This is a genomic window from Polaribacter sp. ALD11 (assembly GCF_002831685.1).
In the GTDB taxonomy this organism is placed as follows: domain Bacteria; phylum Bacteroidota; class Bacteroidia; order Flavobacteriales; family Flavobacteriaceae; genus Polaribacter.
Map to the genome: position 1 here is coordinate 881583 of NZ_CP025119.1, position 15799 is coordinate 897381.

At 29.8% G+C, this 15799-nt stretch carries 18 protein-coding genes; 10 read left to right on the forward strand and 8 right to left on the reverse strand.

All coding sequences use genetic code 11. The features are described from left to right. The first annotated feature begins 267 nt into the window (after nt 1–267). On the forward strand, nt 268–2268 hold the full coding sequence (locus CW731_RS03840) for an LTA synthase family protein (protein ID WP_100945487.1): 2001 nt from the start codon (nt 268–270) through the stop codon (nt 2266–2268). On the opposite strand, the gene CW731_RS03845 is transcribed toward CW731_RS03840, so the two are convergent. From CW731_RS03845 to CW731_RS03865, 5 genes are read right to left on the reverse strand one after another with little or no spacing between them, the layout of a single operon-like run. Next, nucleotides 2257–2814 carry a phosphatase PAP2 family protein gene (locus tag CW731_RS03845; RefSeq protein WP_100945488.1) on the reverse strand — a complete coding sequence of 186 codons (558 nt, stop codon included), beginning with the start codon at nt 2812–2814 and terminating at the stop codon, nt 2257–2259. The genes CW731_RS03840 and CW731_RS03845 overlap by 12 nt on opposite strands. A 1-nt stretch (nt 2815) precedes the next feature. After that, a complete protein-coding gene (locus CW731_RS03850; protein WP_100945489.1) occupies nt 2816–3970 on the reverse strand; it encodes a peptidylprolyl isomerase in 1155 nt (384 codons plus the stop codon). Nucleotides 3971–3974: 4 nt separating this feature from the next. Continuing rightward, complete coding sequence (locus tag CW731_RS03855) at nt 3975–4703, reverse strand: FKBP-type peptidyl-prolyl cis-trans isomerase (protein ID WP_100945490.1); 729 nt, start codon at nt 4701–4703, stop codon at nt 3975–3977. A gap of 13 nt (nt 4704–4716) precedes the next feature. Next, the gene (gene gldI, locus CW731_RS03860; protein WP_100945491.1) at nt 4717–5250 is read right to left on the reverse strand and encodes a gliding motility-associated peptidyl-prolyl isomerase GldI; all 534 of its coding nucleotides are present in this window, start codon (nt 5248–5250) and stop codon (nt 4717–4719) included. Beyond that, nucleotides 5240–6268, reverse strand: a complete 1029-nt coding sequence (locus tag CW731_RS03865; protein ID WP_100945492.1) for a bifunctional oligoribonuclease/PAP phosphatase NrnA — start codon at nt 6266–6268, stop codon at nt 5240–5242. The genes gldI and CW731_RS03865 overlap by 11 nt, the downstream gene beginning before the upstream one ends. A gap of 80 nt (nt 6269–6348) precedes the next feature. Between CW731_RS03865 and CW731_RS03870 the strand changes: the two genes are divergently transcribed. Then, nucleotides 6349–7380, forward strand: a complete 1032-nt coding sequence (locus tag CW731_RS03870) for an alkaline phosphatase D family protein (protein ID WP_100945493.1) — start codon at nt 6349–6351, stop codon at nt 7378–7380. Nucleotides 7381–7432: 52 nt separating this feature from the next. Then, nucleotides 7433–7852: a nucleoside-diphosphate kinase gene (locus tag CW731_RS03875; protein WP_100945494.1), complete on the forward strand. Its 420-nt coding sequence runs from the start codon at nt 7433–7435 to the stop codon at nt 7850–7852. 228 nt (nt 7853–8080) lie between these two features. On the opposite strand, the gene CW731_RS03880 is transcribed toward CW731_RS03875, so the two are convergent. Next, the gene (locus tag CW731_RS03880) at nt 8081–8590 is read right to left on the reverse strand and encodes a MarR family winged helix-turn-helix transcriptional regulator (RefSeq protein WP_100945495.1); all 510 of its coding nucleotides are present in this window, start codon (nt 8588–8590) and stop codon (nt 8081–8083) included. 260 nt (nt 8591–8850) lie between these two features. Here CW731_RS03880 and CW731_RS03885 point away from each other — a divergent pair, with 260 nt between their 5' ends. From CW731_RS03885 to CW731_RS03895, 3 genes are read left to right on the forward strand one after another with little or no spacing between them, the layout of a single operon-like run. Next, nucleotides 8851–9075 carry a hypothetical protein gene (locus CW731_RS03885; protein WP_100945496.1) on the forward strand — a complete coding sequence of 75 codons (225 nt, stop codon included), beginning with the start codon at nt 8851–8853 and terminating at the stop codon, nt 9073–9075. Beyond that, nucleotides 9072–9449, forward strand: a complete 378-nt coding sequence (locus CW731_RS03890) for a RidA family protein (RefSeq protein WP_100945497.1) — start codon at nt 9072–9074, stop codon at nt 9447–9449. Before CW731_RS03885 ends, CW731_RS03890 begins: the two co-directional genes overlap by 4 nt. A 4-nt stretch (nt 9450–9453) precedes the next feature. Continuing rightward, nucleotides 9454–10401 carry a threonine/serine dehydratase gene (locus tag CW731_RS03895; RefSeq protein ID WP_100945498.1) on the forward strand — a complete coding sequence of 316 codons (948 nt, stop codon included), beginning with the start codon at nt 9454–9456 and terminating at the stop codon, nt 10399–10401. Between the two features lie 209 nt (nt 10402–10610). On the opposite strand, the gene CW731_RS03900 is transcribed toward CW731_RS03895, so the two are convergent. Next, nucleotides 10611–10907, reverse strand: a complete 297-nt coding sequence (locus CW731_RS03900) for a DUF721 domain-containing protein (protein ID WP_100945499.1) — start codon at nt 10905–10907, stop codon at nt 10611–10613. Nucleotides 10908–10948: 41 nt separating this feature from the next. Then, on the reverse strand, nt 10949–12028 hold the full coding sequence (locus CW731_RS03905; RefSeq protein WP_100945500.1) for a DNA replication/repair protein RecF: 1080 nt from the start codon (nt 12026–12028) through the stop codon (nt 10949–10951). Nucleotides 12029–12142: 114 nt separating this feature from the next. On the opposite strand from CW731_RS03905, the gene CW731_RS03910 reads away from it, so the two are divergent. The 4 genes from CW731_RS03910 (at nt 12143) to mutL (ending at nt 15798) form a co-directional block, all read left to right on the forward strand. Further along, nucleotides 12143–12907: a tol-pal system YbgF family protein gene (locus tag CW731_RS03910; protein WP_100945501.1), complete on the forward strand. Its 765-nt coding sequence runs from the start codon at nt 12143–12145 to the stop codon at nt 12905–12907. Between the two features lie 68 nt (nt 12908–12975). Continuing rightward, the gene (ribH, locus tag CW731_RS03915) at nt 12976–13482 is read left to right on the forward strand and encodes a 6,7-dimethyl-8-ribityllumazine synthase (RefSeq protein WP_100945502.1); all 507 of its coding nucleotides are present in this window, start codon (nt 12976–12978) and stop codon (nt 13480–13482) included. A 223-nt stretch (nt 13483–13705) separates the two neighbouring features. Next, nucleotides 13706–13981 (forward strand): riboflavin synthase subunit beta, encoded by a 276-nt coding sequence (locus tag CW731_RS03920; RefSeq protein ID WP_100945503.1) that lies wholly within the window; start codon nt 13706–13708, stop codon nt 13979–13981. Continuing rightward, entirely contained in the window at nt 13981–15798 is a 1818-nt protein-coding gene (gene mutL, locus CW731_RS03925) for a DNA mismatch repair endonuclease MutL (protein ID WP_100945504.1), read from the forward strand. Before CW731_RS03920 ends, mutL begins: the two co-directional genes overlap by 1 nt. Nucleotide 15799: the final 1 nt, after the last annotated feature.

Below are 15799 nucleotides of genomic sequence, written 5' to 3' on the forward strand. Positions count from 1 at the left end.
GATGTTTTCAGCTACAAATTTACTGCTTTTTATGGTTTTTCAAGTCCCTTTTTTGCTTAAAAGCACAAGTTTATTTGCAAAAAATTAAGAAAACTTATAATCTTAAGATATAGAAAATATTTCTTCAACTCTTATTTATATAATCATCTGTTTTTCATATAGTAAAAAAGTAATTACTCCTTTTTACTGTATATAAAAAAAGCTCAAAAACTTTCTAAATCTTTTAATCAGTGAAAATTAAATATCTTTGCAAAATAAATACGAATAATGTTAAAAAAAATACCCAATTACATTCAATACATTTTTACAAATGTTCTCTTACTTTTTCTTTATATCTTTTCTTTTAGAGTTCTTTTTTACTATTTATTTGCACAATTAGAAAGTGTTTCTTCATTAGAAATACAAAAGGGCTTTTGGTTAGGTTCTCGTTTTGATTTTAAGTTAGCTGTAATTAGTTTTTTTCCATTAGCAATATTGGTTTTAATAACAAATTACAATTTTTTAAAACGAAAAATATATCAAAAGATAGCTACTACTTATCTAATTTTAGCATACTTAGTTCTTACATTGTTCTTTTTATTTGATTTTGGATATTATGATTATCTAAGTATTCGTTTAGATGCTTCTTCGCTTCGTTTTTTAAGTAATTTAAAAATATCTAGTCAGGTTTTAGTAGAAAGTTATCCAATATATAAAGGCTTTTTTGGTTTGCTTATTTTGTGCTTTATCATTTACAAACTGACTAACTTTATATATTCTTCCTTTAAAAATCAGAATACATTCTTCTCTAAAAAAGTTAAATCCTTATACTTTATTAGTACTATTTTATTGCTTTCATTCGGAATTTATAATAGTCTAACCCATTATCCGTTGCGTTGGAGTGAAGCCTTCTTCTCTAAAAAAAATGCTGTGAATCAGTTTACTCTAAACCCTGTTTTATATTTCTTTGACAGTTTTGCTTATAGAAGTGAGGGTGTAGATATGGCCGAATTCAAGAAATATTACCCCGTTATTGCAAAACATTTAAATTTATCTAAAGACAAAATTTCATTTGAAAGAAAAGTAATTTTTGATTCAACATATACTAAAAAACCAAATGTTGTAATTGTTATGATGGAATCTGTGGGAGTTAAACCTATGAGTTATTACGGAAATGCTATAAAAAGTACGCCTGTTTTAGATTCTTTAATTGACAAAAGCGTAAGTTTTTCTAACTTTTATGTTCATAAATCTGGTACAGCAGCAAGTGTTTTTGCAAGTGTTACAGGTTTACCAGATATTGAAAATATTAGAACAGCTTCTAGAAATCCATTAATACAAGACCAACGCATTTTGTTTGACCAGTTTACAGATTATGAAAAACTATACTTTTTAGGGGGAAGTGCAAATTGGGCAAATATTAGAAGTGTTTTTCAATCGAATATAAAGGGGTTAAATATTTTTGAAGAAGGAAGCTACGAAACGGAAAACAGAGCAGATGTTTGGGGAATAGATGATTACGAACTCTTTAAAGAAACGAATAAAGAATTAGAAAAATTAGCAAAAAAAGAGAAGCCTTTTGTAGCTTATATTCAAACAGCTTCTAATCACATGCCATTTACTGTTCCAGATGAAAAAGAGAGTTACAAACCTTTAAAAGAGAATGAAATTTCTTCTGAATTACTAGAAAAAAGTGGTTTTAAATCTGTTGCACAATTAAATGCTTTACGATATTTAGATTTTAACATTGGTCGATTTTTAGAAAGAGCTAAGGAATCTGGTTATTATGAAAACACCATTTTTGCATTTTTTGGAGATCACAACACCGCTATGAAAAAAACAGAATTATACACAAAAGAATACGATTTAAATATTCAATTACAACATGTTCCCTTTTTAATTCATGCTCCAAAATTTGTAGCCCCAAAAATACTTCATAAAAACGGAAAATTAATTGATCTTTTTCCTACAGTTATTAGTTTAGCCAAAATTAATCACACAAATTATACTTTAGGAAACGATTTATTAGATGTAAACTATACAAATTCAGTTTCATTTGTCTACTTAGGAATTAACGGAGAACCTGCTGTTGGTTTATTAAAAGACAGTTTGTACTATTCTAAAACCAATGTTACAAAAACTATTGGTCTGTATAATTTAAATGAAAAAGATTTGATTGATTTGAAGGCAAAATACCCGATAAGAGCTAAAGAAATGGATAGCTTATTGGAAGGGTATTATCATGCAACAAAGTACTTGTATTTTAATAATAAAAAATCAGTTAAATAATTTTTTATCAATTTTTTTGAATAAAAAATAATACAAATTAGCAAAAATAGTTCCTATAATGATTCCTACTGAAATATCTATTGGAAAATGAACTCCTAAATATACTCTACTGTATGCAAATATTAAAGGGAACAATAAGATAAGATAAATATACTTGTGTGTTTCTTTTAGTAAAAGAACAACAAATACAGAGAAAAATGTTGATGTTGTTGCATGACCAGACATAAAACTAAAACTCTGTGGATTGATTAAGGTTCTTAAAGAATACATTATTTCAGGGTCATTGTTTGGTCGTAGCCTTTCTACAGAATTTTTAATTAAGTTTGTAAATTGATCTGAGAAAGCAACCAATACAATCATAGAAAGAATCATAACCCCGCCACGTTTCCAACCAAAAGATTTTATAACTAAAAAAATTATAAAAATAAACAATGGTGCCCAATTTAGTTGATGGGTAATTGCCAACCAAAGAGCGTCCCAATGTTCGCTTCCTAAGTTATTTAAAAAAACTAGTAATTCTTTGTCCTTCTGAATAATGTCTATCAAATTATTTGCCGATTTTTAAGATTTCTATTTCAAAAACTAAATCTGATTTTGCAGGAAAAGGTCCAAATTTTTTATCTCCGAACCCAATAGTGTAAGGAATAAACAATCTAGATTTCTCGCCTTCTTTCATAGATAAAACGCCTTCTTTTAAACCACTAATCATTGGTTTTTCTTCATCATTTAAATCAAAAATAATGGGTTTACCAACATCATCTGAAGATTGCATTCTCTTACCATCTGCAATGTACAAAGTGTAATTTGCCGTAACTGTTTTTGAAGCTATAACCCTTTTACCTTTTGTCTCCTTAAGTTTTAAAATACGTAAACCTGTACCTGTTTTTACAGCTTTAGATTCATTTTTTTCTACTAAAAAAGCCTTTTTAGCTTCTAAGTATTTAGCATATCGTTTCTCTTCAACTTTATTTTCTTCTTTAACTTTCTCTTCTTGAGATTTATTAAAGTTAGCTACTTCTGCATCAAAAATGTTTGCAGCATTAAAATCTTCAGCTTTAGAACCAATTCTAATTATGTTTATAGTATTAATGGTATCATTTTGTGATATATTTAATACAACTGCCATTCTAGTAGAGTCTATTGCATTTTTTAATTGTAGAGAGTCTGTATACTTCTTATGTATTTTTTTTAATTCAAAAGAATTAACAACCGTTTTACCAAAAACACTGTGCTTACCATTTAAATGAGGTATTGCTCGGTGCGTTATAAAAAACTGACTATTATTTGTTGTTGGCCCTCCGTTTGCCATTGAAATAATTCCTTGGTCATCATGCTTATAAATAAGCTCTCCATTTTCAGTTCTTGGAAATTCATCTCCGAAAAGATAGCCTGTACTTTTTCTTCCTTCCGAAGTAAAACCACCTGCTTGAATTACAAAATTAGGAACTACTCTATGAAAAAGAATCCCTTCATAAAAGTTTTTACCTTTTAAAGAATCTAACATTTTACTGTTTGTACCCTCAACTAAAGCAACAAAATTTGCAACAGTTTTGGGTACATTATCAGCATATAATTCTAATAAGATATTTCCTTTATTGGTTTCAATTTCGGCGTACAAACCTTCCTTTAAATCTTTATACTTTTTTGGTGTACAAGAAATAAAAACTGCAAATACGGTCGTAATAAAGAAAATGTTCTTCATAATTTTATTTTAAAACTTCTAATAATTCAATTTCAAATATTAAAGTAGAAAATGGTTTAATATTTTCTCCTTTTTGTTGTGGTCCGTAAGCTAATTCTTGAGGGATAAAAAACTTATATTTTGCTCCTTCATTCATTAACTGCACACCTTCTGTCCAACCTTTAATTACTTGGTTTAAACCAAATTCAGATGGTGTTCCTCTATCAACAGAGCTATCAAATACTTTACCTTCTATATTTGTACCGTGGTAATGTACTTTTACTCTAGTTGATGGTCCTGCTGGTTTTTCACCTGTTCCTTCTTTTATTACGATGTACTGTATACCACTTTCAGTTGTTTTTACACCCTCTTTAGATTTATTTGCTGCTAAAAAATCTTCACCAGCTTTTTTATTTTCACCAAACTTAGCTTCTGCTGCTTTCGCCGCTTTTGCTTGCTGCTCTTTCATTTGAGCTTCTTGTTTCTTTTGAAAATAAGAACTTAAAATTTTCTGAATATCTTTCGTTTCAATTAATAAATTGGTAGAGTCTAAACCATTTCTAATCCCTTGGTTTAAAAGTGTTTTGTTTACTTCACTAAAGTTAGATTTTAATTGACTAGACATACTTATACCAACTGCATAACTTACAGAGTCTAATTCTGTTTCTAAAGACTTCACCTCTTTTACTTGGTTTCCACAAGAAAACATGGTTACTGTTATTGCTGCTGCTGCTAAATTTTTTACAATTCTCATTTTTTTGATTAATTTAATTTATATTTAATAATGTTACTGTACTCTTTATTGTTTTGTTAATTCCAATTTTATTTCCATCACCAGAAATGCCAAAAGCATTGTAAGACGGAATTACAAATGTAATTGTTTCTCCTATTTTCATCAACTTTATTCCTTTCTGAATTCCTGAAATAAAATCTTCTTTATCTACTTTGTAATTTTTAACGCCTAATATTGCTTTACTATATAGAACGGAATCATTTAAATCTTTAATATCGTATTCAAAACGAACAACATCACCTGTTTTTGGCATTGCTAATTTCTCTTCAATCTTAGTATTATAAGTATACCAAAAACCACTGGAAGAAGTTTCGTATAGCTTAGTAGTATCTTTTTTAATAAATTCTAGAATTTCACTCTCTTCTAGTTCAAAGATTTTTTTAGTTGCTTCGATATTATCTTGAAAGATAGTAGTTGAAGGTTTTGGATTTATGGGTCTTCTCGGTTTAGAGGTGGTACAACTCATTAAAAATAAAATTCCGAAAAGAAAAAGTAGTTTATTCTTCATAAGAGATATTTAATTCATTTTTATAAGTTGGTAAAAGTTCTTTAAAAAATGTGATTGCTTCTTCTAAAGATCCATCAAACCTGCCTCCAGCTGCATTGTCATGACCACCACCATTAAAATGGTTTCTAGAAAGTTTATTTACAGAAAATTTACCTTTAGACCTAAAAGATATCTTTATCATGTTTTGTTCTGCATCTTCAATAAAAATGGCAGCAAAAGTAATTCCTTTTAAAGAAAGTGCATAATTTACAACACCTTCTGTATCTCCTTTTTGAAAATCGAACTTCTTTTTTTCTACTTCTGTTAATGTTATAAAAGCTGTTTTATATTCTGGAAATATTTGTAAATTACTAAGCGCTTGCCCTAATAACAATAATCTTCCGTAAGAATTTGAATCATACACATTGTTATGAATTTTATTATTCTCTGCACCTTTATCTATTAAGTTTGCAATAATTCTATGTGTTGTACTGGTTGTAGATCTAAATCTAAAAGAACCTGTATCTGTCATAATTCCAGTATACAAACAAGTTGCAATATCAGCATCAATCAAATCCAAATCATTATTCATTTCAATAAATTGATACACCATCTGACAAGTAGAACAAATTTCTACGTCAGAATACATATATTTTACAGCATCTGGCTGTTGATGATGATCTATCATTGCAAAATCATTCGGATATTTTTCTAAGTTTTTTTGCATGTCATTACCAACTCTATGCAGCGCATTAAAATCTAATAGAAAAATAATTTCTGATGCATTTATTGCTTTTTTCGACTGACTATTTTGCCAATCGAAACGATATGTATTTTTTGAACCTGGTAACCAATGTAAAAAATCTGGGTATTCATTTGGTACAACAACGGTAGCTTTATGACCTTTTTTTGACAAATAATGTTGTAGTCCTAAAGTTGAACCCATTGCATCTCCATCTGGATTTCTGTGCCCAATTATTACAATATTTCTTGGTTTTTTAAGAAATAATTTTAACGCTTCAAATCCCTTTAAAATCATAGTTTGCGAATATACAATTTAATAACATTGTTCAAAATATATTTCGCTTTACATTTGCGTTAAACTTAAACAATTTAGTCTTGAAAAATTTCATAAAAATCACCTGTTTAATAGCGTCTATTATTCTAATTTCTTGTTCGCCTTCTAAAAACGTTAAGCATAGTAATACAAATGACTTCACCATTGCTTTTGGCTCTTGTAATAAACAATATGTAGAAAATGTTTTATGGAAACAAATCAAAAAAAATAAACCAAATTTATGGATTTGGGGTGGTGATAATATTTATTCTGATACCCATGACATGAATAAATTAAAAAAAGATTACGAAACTTTAAAGAACCAAAAAGGATATTTAGAATTGGTTAATAACATTCCAGTAATGGCTACTTGGGACGATCATGATTATGGTAAAAATGATAGTGGCATTGAGTCTCCTAAAAAAGATGAAGCACAAGCAATCTTTTTAGATTTTTTTAATGTGGGTATAAAAAGTCCTAGAAGAAATCAAAAAGGTATTTATCATTCAGAAATTTTTAAATCTGAAAAAGGAAGTGTTAAAGTAATTGTTTTAGATACCAGGTATTTTAGAACAGCATTAACAAAATCTACAAAAAAGAAGAAGAGATTTACACCCAACACTTATGGAAATGGAACTGTTTTAGGAGAAACCCAATGGAAATGGCTTACCGATGAGTTGAATGAATCTAAAGCAGATTTTAATATTATTGTAAGTAGTATTCAAGTTTTAGCCGCAGAACACGGTTTTGAAACCTGGGGAAATTTTCCTCATGAAGTAGATAAACTGAAAAAAACGATTATTAAAAGCAATGCCAAAGGAGTCCTATTACTCTCTGGAGATAGACATATTTCTGAGTTTTCAAAAACTAAAGTCACAGACCTTTCTTTCCCTCTTATAGATTTTACTTCTAGCGGACTAACACATTCTTACAATGGTTTTACTTCGGAAGTAAACAAATCTAGAGTACAAGAGGTAGTTTCTGAAATTAGTTTTGGCATCTTAAAGTTTGATTTTGATACTCATAAAATTACGATGCAAATGCGAGGTAAAAACAATAAATTATTACAAGAATTATCTCAAACCTACCCATAATTTATTGTTAATATAAAAAAGTGTACTTTTGCAAAAAAATATAAAAAATACAATGGCAACAAATAGAACATTTACAATGCTTAAACCAGATGCTGTAGAAAACGGACACACTGGCGCAATCTTAGACAAAATTAACGCTGCAGGATTTAGAATTGTAGCTTTAAAGAAAACACAAATGACAAAAGCAGATGCTGAAACTTTTTATGCTGTGCATAATGAGCGTCCGTTTTTTGGAGAATTAGTTGAATTCATGACACGTGGACCAGTTGTAGCTGCAATCTTAGAAAAAGACAATGCTGTAGACGATTTTAGAACTTTAATCGGTGCTACTAATCCTGCGGATGCTGCTGAAGGAACTATTAGAAAATTATACGCAACTTCTATGGGAGAAAATGCTGTACATGGTTCTGATTCTGACGAAAATGCACAAATTGAAGGAAACTTTCACTTTTCTGGAAGAGAGCAGTTTTAAGAATTTTAGAATTTTTTAGACCAAAAAATATTTATTAAAACTCGTAACTTAATTGTTGCGAGTTTTTTTTTATTGTCTTTTAATTGATCAAATCGACAGAGAACTTAGTTAGTTTCTAAACTTATTTCCTCTAACTTTGCTAAATTCTGAGGCGGAATATTGAAACATTTTGATATCATTAAGTCGACCATATCTCACACTAATGAACACTGTTCAACATCAAGATTATTATTTTAAACTATTTGGCTCTAATGAGATTAATAATTTTTTTAGTAAACTTGATAGTATCAAATGCTCCTTTTTATTAAATATTTCTACCGATAAGTTAGCCTCTTTAAATCTTACTTCTATCGCTTCATCAATTATAGAAATTCCTTTTTCTGTTAAACCAGCCAATTTTATACGCCCATCTTTTTTATCTGTCGCTCTATAAACCAATTTCAATTTCGTAAGTCTATCTAATAGAGCTGTCATAGCTCCAGAAGTAATTAAAACAGATTCCATTAATTGCTTTGGTGTTAATTCATAGGGTTTTCCCGAACGTCTTATAGTCGCTAAAACATCTAAATCTGTATAATAGATACCACTATCTCTTAAAATATTACTTGCCCTTCTTTCCAAAATTTTACCAATTTTAATAATCCGACCAACTATTTGCATAGCTTCAGTATTAAGCTCTGGTCGTTCCTTTTTCCATTCGACAATAAGCTTGTCTATAACGTCTTTTTCTTCTTCCATAATTTCTTCAAATAACTCTTATAGAAACAAAACTACAATATATTTATCTTTATATAAAGATAAATTATATATTTGCAAAGTATCTTAATATAAAGATATATTTAATGCTTAGCAGAATTTAATAAAACTAATGTATCTATTCGAGGTAGAAAACCTATTAATAAAAATTATACTTACAAAAGTAAATAATAAGTTTTTATTTGATAAGACAGCAACATTTTTTTTTTTTAAAGTCCAAAATAATAGAAGAAAATAAATTCATGATTAGACACAAAACCGATACAATTATGGAAGCTGCTAATCTTGATAAAGAGTGTGGTACTAGAAACAAGTTAACTGTAATTACAGCTAGTGCGTGCCCGAACAATTCTGAAACCATCAAAAATGTAGATTGTTTTATTGTAAAGACAAATTTAATAGAAGAATGGCGTTTCATAAAAATAAACGGAGTTGTAATGACAAAATTAGAAAGATTATTAATATGAAAATTATAAACACACCTAATATGCCTATTAGTAACGGCCACTACTCACAATGTATAAAGTACAATGGTATTTTATATTTATCAGGACAGCTACCTATTATGAAGGAAACTAAAGCTATTCCTGCTACAATTGAACAACAAACAATTTTAGCTTTACAGAACACTGAAGCCATATTAAAAGAAGCAGGAAGTAATAAAAGCAATATATTACAAGTACGCCTATATATTTCCAATATAAAACTCTGGGACAAAGTTAACAACGAGTATATACGTTTTTTTGGAAATCATAAACCAGTAAGAAGTATTATCCCAACACGAAAATTACATTTTGGATGCTTAATTGAAATAGAAGTAACAGCCATATCAAATACTTAAAATCATGTACAAAGAAAATCTTATTAAAGTTCATCAAAGAATTAAACCTTATATACACAACACCCCAGTTTTGAGCTCAAGGTTAATCAACGAAATTACGGGAGCCTCTTTGGTGTTTAAATGCGAAAATTTTCAAAAAATGGGAGCCTTCAAAATGCGAGGAGCAACTAATGCTATTATGCAGTTATCTGATAAACAAAGAAAAAAAGGAGTGGTAACGCACTCTTCTGGAAATTTTGCTCAAGCACTCTCTTTGGCTGCTCAAAGTTTAGGAGTTAAAGCATTTATAGTAATGCCTTCTACTGCTCCGAAGGTTAAAAAAGATGCCGTTAAAAGTTATGGCGGTAAAATTATAGAATGCGAACCAACCCTAATAGCCAGAGAAAATACTGCAAAAAAAATTGAGCAAAAAGAAGGCGCTACATTTATTCACCCTTCTAACGATATGGATGTTATTTTAGGGCAAGGAACTGCTGCTAAAGAATTATTAGAAGAGCATCCAGATTTAGAGTATATCTTTACACCTATTGGTGGAGGTGGTTTAATTGCAGGAACAGCACTATCTGCTCGTTATTTTGGTAATAATTGTAAAGTAATTGGTGGAGAACCATTTGAAGTCGACGATGCATATCGCTCGTTAAAGAGTGGCTATATTGAATCAAACACGTCCACTAATACAATTGCCGATGGGCTTAAAACACAATTAGGAGACATAAATTTCCCTATTATCCTACAAGGAGTCGAAATGATAATACGTGTAACCGAAAATGAAATTGTAAATGCAATGCGTATAATCTGGGAGCGTTTAAAAATTGTTTCAGAGCCATCATCTGCTGTTGCACTTGCCGCTTTATTAAAAGAAAAAGAAACATATAAAAACAAAACAATAGGGGTTATCATTTCTGGCGGAAATGTTGATGTAAATAAGTTGCCTTTTAATCAAAAAAATTAAGAAAAACTATTACTAGCAATGTATATAAAACATGGCGTTTGATGCTAAACCAAACGTCTTTTTGTATTTACAAAGTCCTTCAAGTATAAAGTTTTAATATTTAATACTGAAAAAACACAAGCAACATTTATATTTGGTTAAGTACAAAACTGAAATGCAACTACTGATCTACTCTCCTACGCTTCATATACAAACCATTAGCGAAAAACCTAAACCAACATTAATTTAGAAATTACTTCCTCTCCTATTTCTTCATTCATCATTTTTACAATTTTCTCTTTTCCATAACTTAATTCTTCGCGTAAAACAGAAGATGTTAATTGTATCACTAAAGTTTTGTTTTGTAGTTTAACAGATGTTGTATGTGTTGCAACACCAGGTCCCATCATCTTGTTCCAAGTTTCTTCAATCTTTAATTTCTGCATCCCTTTCGTCAAATTATTTTCTTTGATAAAGAATTGCATTAAATCTTCTATAGATAAAGAATCGTTTTCTCTTTTAGACATACTTTAGATTATTGTATTGTTCGGTTTTTAAAACTTTAAAACTAAAGCTTAAAAATTTGATATGGTTTATTACTCTGTTTTACAATATTCTCAGTTCTTTCTGAATGTGTATCTGTGATGAAAATTTGTCCGAACTCATCATTATTTACTAAATTGATAATTTGCAAAACTCTTTTTTCATCTAACTTATCAAAAATATCATCTAACAATAAAATAGGAACTACCTCATTTTGCTGCTTAATAAACTCGAACTGAGCAAATTTTAATGCAATTAAGTACGATTTTTGCTGTCCCTGAGAACCAAATTTCTTAATAGGGTATTCGCCTATATCAAAACTCAAATCGTCTTTATGAATTCCGGATGATGTGTACTGTAATATTTTATCTTTCTCTAAAGATTTCTGTAATAAATCTTTCATAGAAAAATCAAGTAACTGACTTTTATACAAAAGATTAACAGTTTCTTTATCATCAGAAATCACCTGATATTTATCGTTAAAGATAGGAATAAATCTTTCTAGAAAAGCTTTTCTAACTTCAAAAATTCTTGTACCATACTCAGACAATTGATCGTCATAAACACTTAAATTTAAAGCGTCGAAAGTTCTATTTGCTGCAAAATATTTTAACAACGCATTACGCTGACTTAATACCTTATTATACGCTAACAGGTCTTTTAAATAATTTTTATTTTGCTGAGAAATTACGCCATCAATAAATTTTCTTCTCGTGTCACTTCCTTCTGTTACCAAATCTCTATCCGCAGGTGAAATAATAACCAAAGGCAATTGCCCAATATGATCAGAAAATTTTTCGTAACTCTTACCATTTCGTTTTAAAACTTTCTTTTGCCCTTTTTTTAAACTGCAAACAATTTTCTCATTTCTATCATTTAAAACATAATCTCCTTCTATCATAAAAAAAGCTTCATCATGTTTAATATTCTGAATTGCGACAGAATTAAAATAACTTTTAGCAAAAGACAAATAATAGATAGCATCTAAGACATTGGTTTTGCCAACACCATTATCTCCTACAAAACAATTTATTTTCTGCTGAAAATCAAAAGATTGCGATTCTAAATTCTTAAAATTAAGTAAAGAAAGTTTCTGTAAATACATGAATTAAAAAGGGTCTTTAAAAGGATTTGCAAATTATTGAAAATTTTGCGAATTATGTCCTTTTAAAATCCAATTAAAAAAACTATTTTTGTCGCCACTAATTTTTAAGGAAATATGGCAACTTACAAGAAAAAATATAAAGCAGAAGGTAAAAAAGAACAACAACAGGTAGACGAATCTGAATTCGAAACAGCTGGTGTTTTAAACACTTTAGACGAGACTGCTTCGAGATCTGAAAAATGGATCGAAAAAAACAGCAAACCTTTATTCTATGCTTTAGTTGGTGTAGTTGTTATCTTTTTAGCATACTTAGGATATACTAAATACATCTCTGAGCCAAATGAAATAGAGGCTTCTAACGAATTAGCTTTCCCAAGAAAATATTACGACCAAGCTTCAACTGCTGGTTCTGGAATCGATTCTTTGTTAACTTTAGGTTTAGAAGGCGCAGATGGTAAATACGGTTTCTTAGACATTGCAGATTCTTTTAGCGGTACAAACGCTGGAAATTTAGCAAACTATTATGCTGGTGTTTCTTATTTGGAAATGAAACAGTATGACAAAGCAATTGAGTATTTAGAAAAATTTAATTCTGATGACGAAATGTTAGGTCCTGTTACTTTAGGTGCTGTTGGAGATGCTTTTGCAGATATCAACCAACCTGAAGATGCTTTAGACTATTATGTAAAAGCTGCTAATAAAAAACAAAATGATTTTACAACTCCTTTATTTTTATACAAAGCAGGAATGACTGCTATGGAGTTAAAAAAGTTTGACAAAGCAGAATCTTTATTTACTAAAATAAAAGAAAACTACCCAACATCTGACCAAGGTAGAGATGTTGTGAAATTTATAAATGCTGCTAAATACGCAAACTAGTATTTAGAAATTAGGTTTTAGGAATTAGTAAAACCTAACTACTAAAACTAATGACTAAAAACTAAAACATGGCAACAACAAACTTATCATATTACGATAAAACAACTATCCCAAATGCGAAGTCTTTTCGATTTGGGATTGTTGTTTCTGAATGGAATCCAGAAATTACTAGAAACCTTCAAAAAGGAGCAATTGAAACTTTAATAGACTGTGGAGCTTCCAAAGAAAACATTATTTCTTGGGATGTTCCTGGAAGTTTTGAATTGGTTTTTGGATGCAAAAAAATGATTCAATCACAACAGGTTGATGCTATTATAGCCATTGGAAATGTAATTCAAGGAGAAACAAAACATTTCGATTTTGTTTGTGAAGGTGTTACACAAGGCATTGTAGACTTAAATATTAAACATGATGTTCCTGTAATTTTCTGTGTATTAACAGACAATACAAAACAACAATCTTTAGATAGATCTGGCGGAAACTTAGGTAATAAAGGAATAGAATGTGCTGTTGCTGCAGTAAAAATGGCTGCATTAAAAAATATAGACAGAAAAAACGATAGTATCGGTTTTTAAATTATAGCCTTTTTCCTGCAAGTTTTTTTAATCTTGCAGGTATTGTATTAGTATACTCATTTTTCTCTAGGCCTACAAAACTTTAAACCATGTAGGATTTAAGAATACTTTTAACATCTTAGTTAGGCGAATTCCTTTAAATTCTTTAAATTTGAAATGCTTTTGCAATTGGTGTGAAAATTGATTTATTCTAAAAATCTATTCATCAATTAATTCTAAAATTATGGGATTTTTAAAACGTACAAACAAGAAATTTGATTACCAACCTCGTTATTACAAAGGAGAAGGAAGTCCTTTTAAAATTGAGCACAAACTAGATCAATACAGAACTACAGCTGGTAAAAACAAGGGCTTAAAAGGCAAGTTTGGTGATGCTATTGACGATTTAAAAAACCCTGATAGAACAACCAGCAGAACACTTTTAATTATCATTACTATCTTAGTTTTGGTTTTTCTTTACATCATCGATTTCGATTTATCTATATTCATAAATAATTAATGTCTGATATCATTCAACTTTTACCAGATCATGTAGCAAACCAAATTGCTGCAGGAGAAGTGGTACAACGCCCTGCTTCTGTAGTAAAAGAATTACTAGAAAATGCAATTGATGCAGGTGCAACCAATATAAAATTATTAATAAAAGATGCTGGTAAAACGCTTATTCAAGTAATTGATGACGGTAAAGGAATGAGCACTACAGACGCTAGAATGAGTTTCGAACGTCATGCAACTTCTAAGATTCAGAAGGCAGAAGATTTATTCAATTTAAACACCAAAGGTTTTCGTGGAGAAGCTTTGGCTTCTATTGCTGCCATTGCACATGTAGAACTAAAAACAAAACCTACTGACGAAGAACTAGGTACGTGTATAAAAATTGAAGGAAGTAAAATAATTTCTCAAGAATTTGTTTCTACTGGTAAAGGCACAAGTTTAGCTGTAAAAAACTTATTCTACAATATTCCTGCAAGAAGAAATTTCTTAAAATCAGATACGGTAGAAACGCGCCATATTATTGATGAATTTCAACGGGTAGCTTTGGCACATTCAGACATTTCATTTTTATTACATCATAATAACAACGAAGTATATCACCTTAAAAGTGGAAATCTTCGTCAGCGCATTGTGGCTGTTTTTGGAACTAAAATGAATGAAAAATTAGTTCCTATTGATGAAAAAACAGATATTGTTGCTATTGAAGGTTTTGTTGCAAAGCCTGAGTTTTCTAAAAGAAAACGAGGTGAACAATTCTTTTTTGTGAATAACCGATTTATAAAAAGTTCATACCTAAATCATGCAGTTGTAAGTGCTTTTGATGGTTTACTTGAACAAGGAGCACATCCTTCTTACTTCTTATATTTAACCGTTCCTGCAAATACAATAGACATTAACATTCACCCAACAAAGACAGAAATAAAGTTTGATAATGAAAAAGCTTTGTATGCGATGTTGCGTGCAACCGTAAAACATAGTTTAGGGCAATACAATGTTGCCCCTGTTTTAGATTTTAATAGAGATGCAGGTTTAGACACACCTTATGCATTTAAATCGGATGCAAAACCAGCTTCTGTTCCTAAAATTTCTGTTAACCCAGATTTTAACCCGTTTAAAGAAGAGCAATACCAAAAAGAAAGTAATTTTTCTTTTAAAAAGGAAAAACCAACGGAGAGTTGGGAATCTTTATACACTTCAGTAGAAAGTTCGAACGAGCAACCAAATGCTAGTTTATTTGAGCATCAAGAAGAAGAGAAAACACAAAAAACGTTTCAGATTCAGCGTAAATATGTAATGAGTTTGATAAAATCTGGTGTGGTTTTAATAAACCAATCTTTGGCACATCAAAGAGTACTATATGAGCAATTTTTAGAAAGTATTACCGTTAAAGAAGCAAATAGTCAGCAATTATTGTTTCCTGTAAAAATATCTTTCTCTTCTGCAGAAATAGAAATGATTTACACAATAAAAACAGAGTTAGAAAACGCAGGTTTTTCTTTTGATGAATTTACAAAAGACAGTGTTACGATAAAAGGAATTCCGGTTTCTGTAACTGAGAGCAAAATTACTATTATTTTAGAAGAATTGTTAAATGATATGAATTTAGAAGTTCCAGATGCAAGTTTTAGTCATTTTGATGTAATGGCAAAATCATTTGCAAAAACATTGTCTATAAAAACAGGAACATTATTATCTGAAAGAGAACAAGAAAGCTTAGTAAATAATTTGTTTTCTTGTAAAGAACCAACAGTTTCTCCTTTCGGTAAAGCAACATTTAAAACATTAACACTAAACCAAATAGACAACCTATTTAATAGCTAAT

What these genes read in the sequence shown, in the direction of transcription:
- CW731_RS03840 (WP_100945487.1), top strand. Translation starts at nt 268, where the DNA reads ATGTTAAAAAAAATACCCAATTACATTCAATACATTTTTACAAATGTT.
- CW731_RS03850 (WP_100945489.1), bottom strand. Translation starts at nt 3,970, where the DNA reads ATGAAGAACATTTTCTTTATTACGACCGTATTTGCAGTTTTTATTTCT.
- CW731_RS03855 (WP_100945490.1), bottom strand. Translation starts at nt 4,703, where the DNA reads ATGAGAATTGTAAAAAATTTAGCAGCAGCAGCAATAACAGTAACCATG.
- gldI (WP_100945491.1), bottom strand. Translation starts at nt 5,250, where the DNA reads ATGAAGAATAAACTACTTTTTCTTTTCGGAATTTTATTTTTAATGAGT.
- CW731_RS03865 (WP_100945492.1), bottom strand. Translation starts at nt 6,268, where the DNA reads ATGATTTTAAAGGGATTTGAAGCGTTAAAATTATTTCTTAAAAAACCA.
- CW731_RS03875 (WP_100945494.1), top strand. Translation starts at nt 7,433, where the DNA reads ATGGCAACAAATAGAACATTTACAATGCTTAAACCAGATGCTGTAGAA.
- CW731_RS03880 (WP_100945495.1), bottom strand. Translation starts at nt 8,590, where the DNA reads ATGGAAGAAGAAAAAGACGTTATAGACAAGCTTATTGTCGAATGGAAA.
- CW731_RS03885 (WP_100945496.1), top strand. Translation starts at nt 8,851, where the DNA reads ATGATTAGACACAAAACCGATACAATTATGGAAGCTGCTAATCTTGAT.
- CW731_RS03890 (WP_100945497.1), top strand. Translation starts at nt 9,072, where the DNA reads ATGAAAATTATAAACACACCTAATATGCCTATTAGTAACGGCCACTAC.
- CW731_RS03895 (WP_100945498.1), top strand. Translation starts at nt 9,454, where the DNA reads ATGTACAAAGAAAATCTTATTAAAGTTCATCAAAGAATTAAACCTTAT.
- CW731_RS03900 (WP_100945499.1), bottom strand. Translation starts at nt 10,907, where the DNA reads ATGTCTAAAAGAGAAAACGATTCTTTATCTATAGAAGATTTAATGCAA.
- CW731_RS03905 (WP_100945500.1), bottom strand. Translation starts at nt 12,028, where the DNA reads ATGTATTTACAGAAACTTTCTTTACTTAATTTTAAGAATTTAGAATCG.
- CW731_RS03910 (WP_100945501.1), top strand. Translation starts at nt 12,143, where the DNA reads ATGGCAACTTACAAGAAAAAATATAAAGCAGAAGGTAAAAAAGAACAA.
- ribH (WP_100945502.1), top strand. Translation starts at nt 12,976, where the DNA reads ATGGCAACAACAAACTTATCATATTACGATAAAACAACTATCCCAAAT.
- CW731_RS03920 (WP_100945503.1), top strand. Translation starts at nt 13,706, where the DNA reads ATGGGATTTTTAAAACGTACAAACAAGAAATTTGATTACCAACCTCGT.
- mutL (WP_100945504.1), top strand. Translation starts at nt 13,981, where the DNA reads ATGTCTGATATCATTCAACTTTTACCAGATCATGTAGCAAACCAAATT.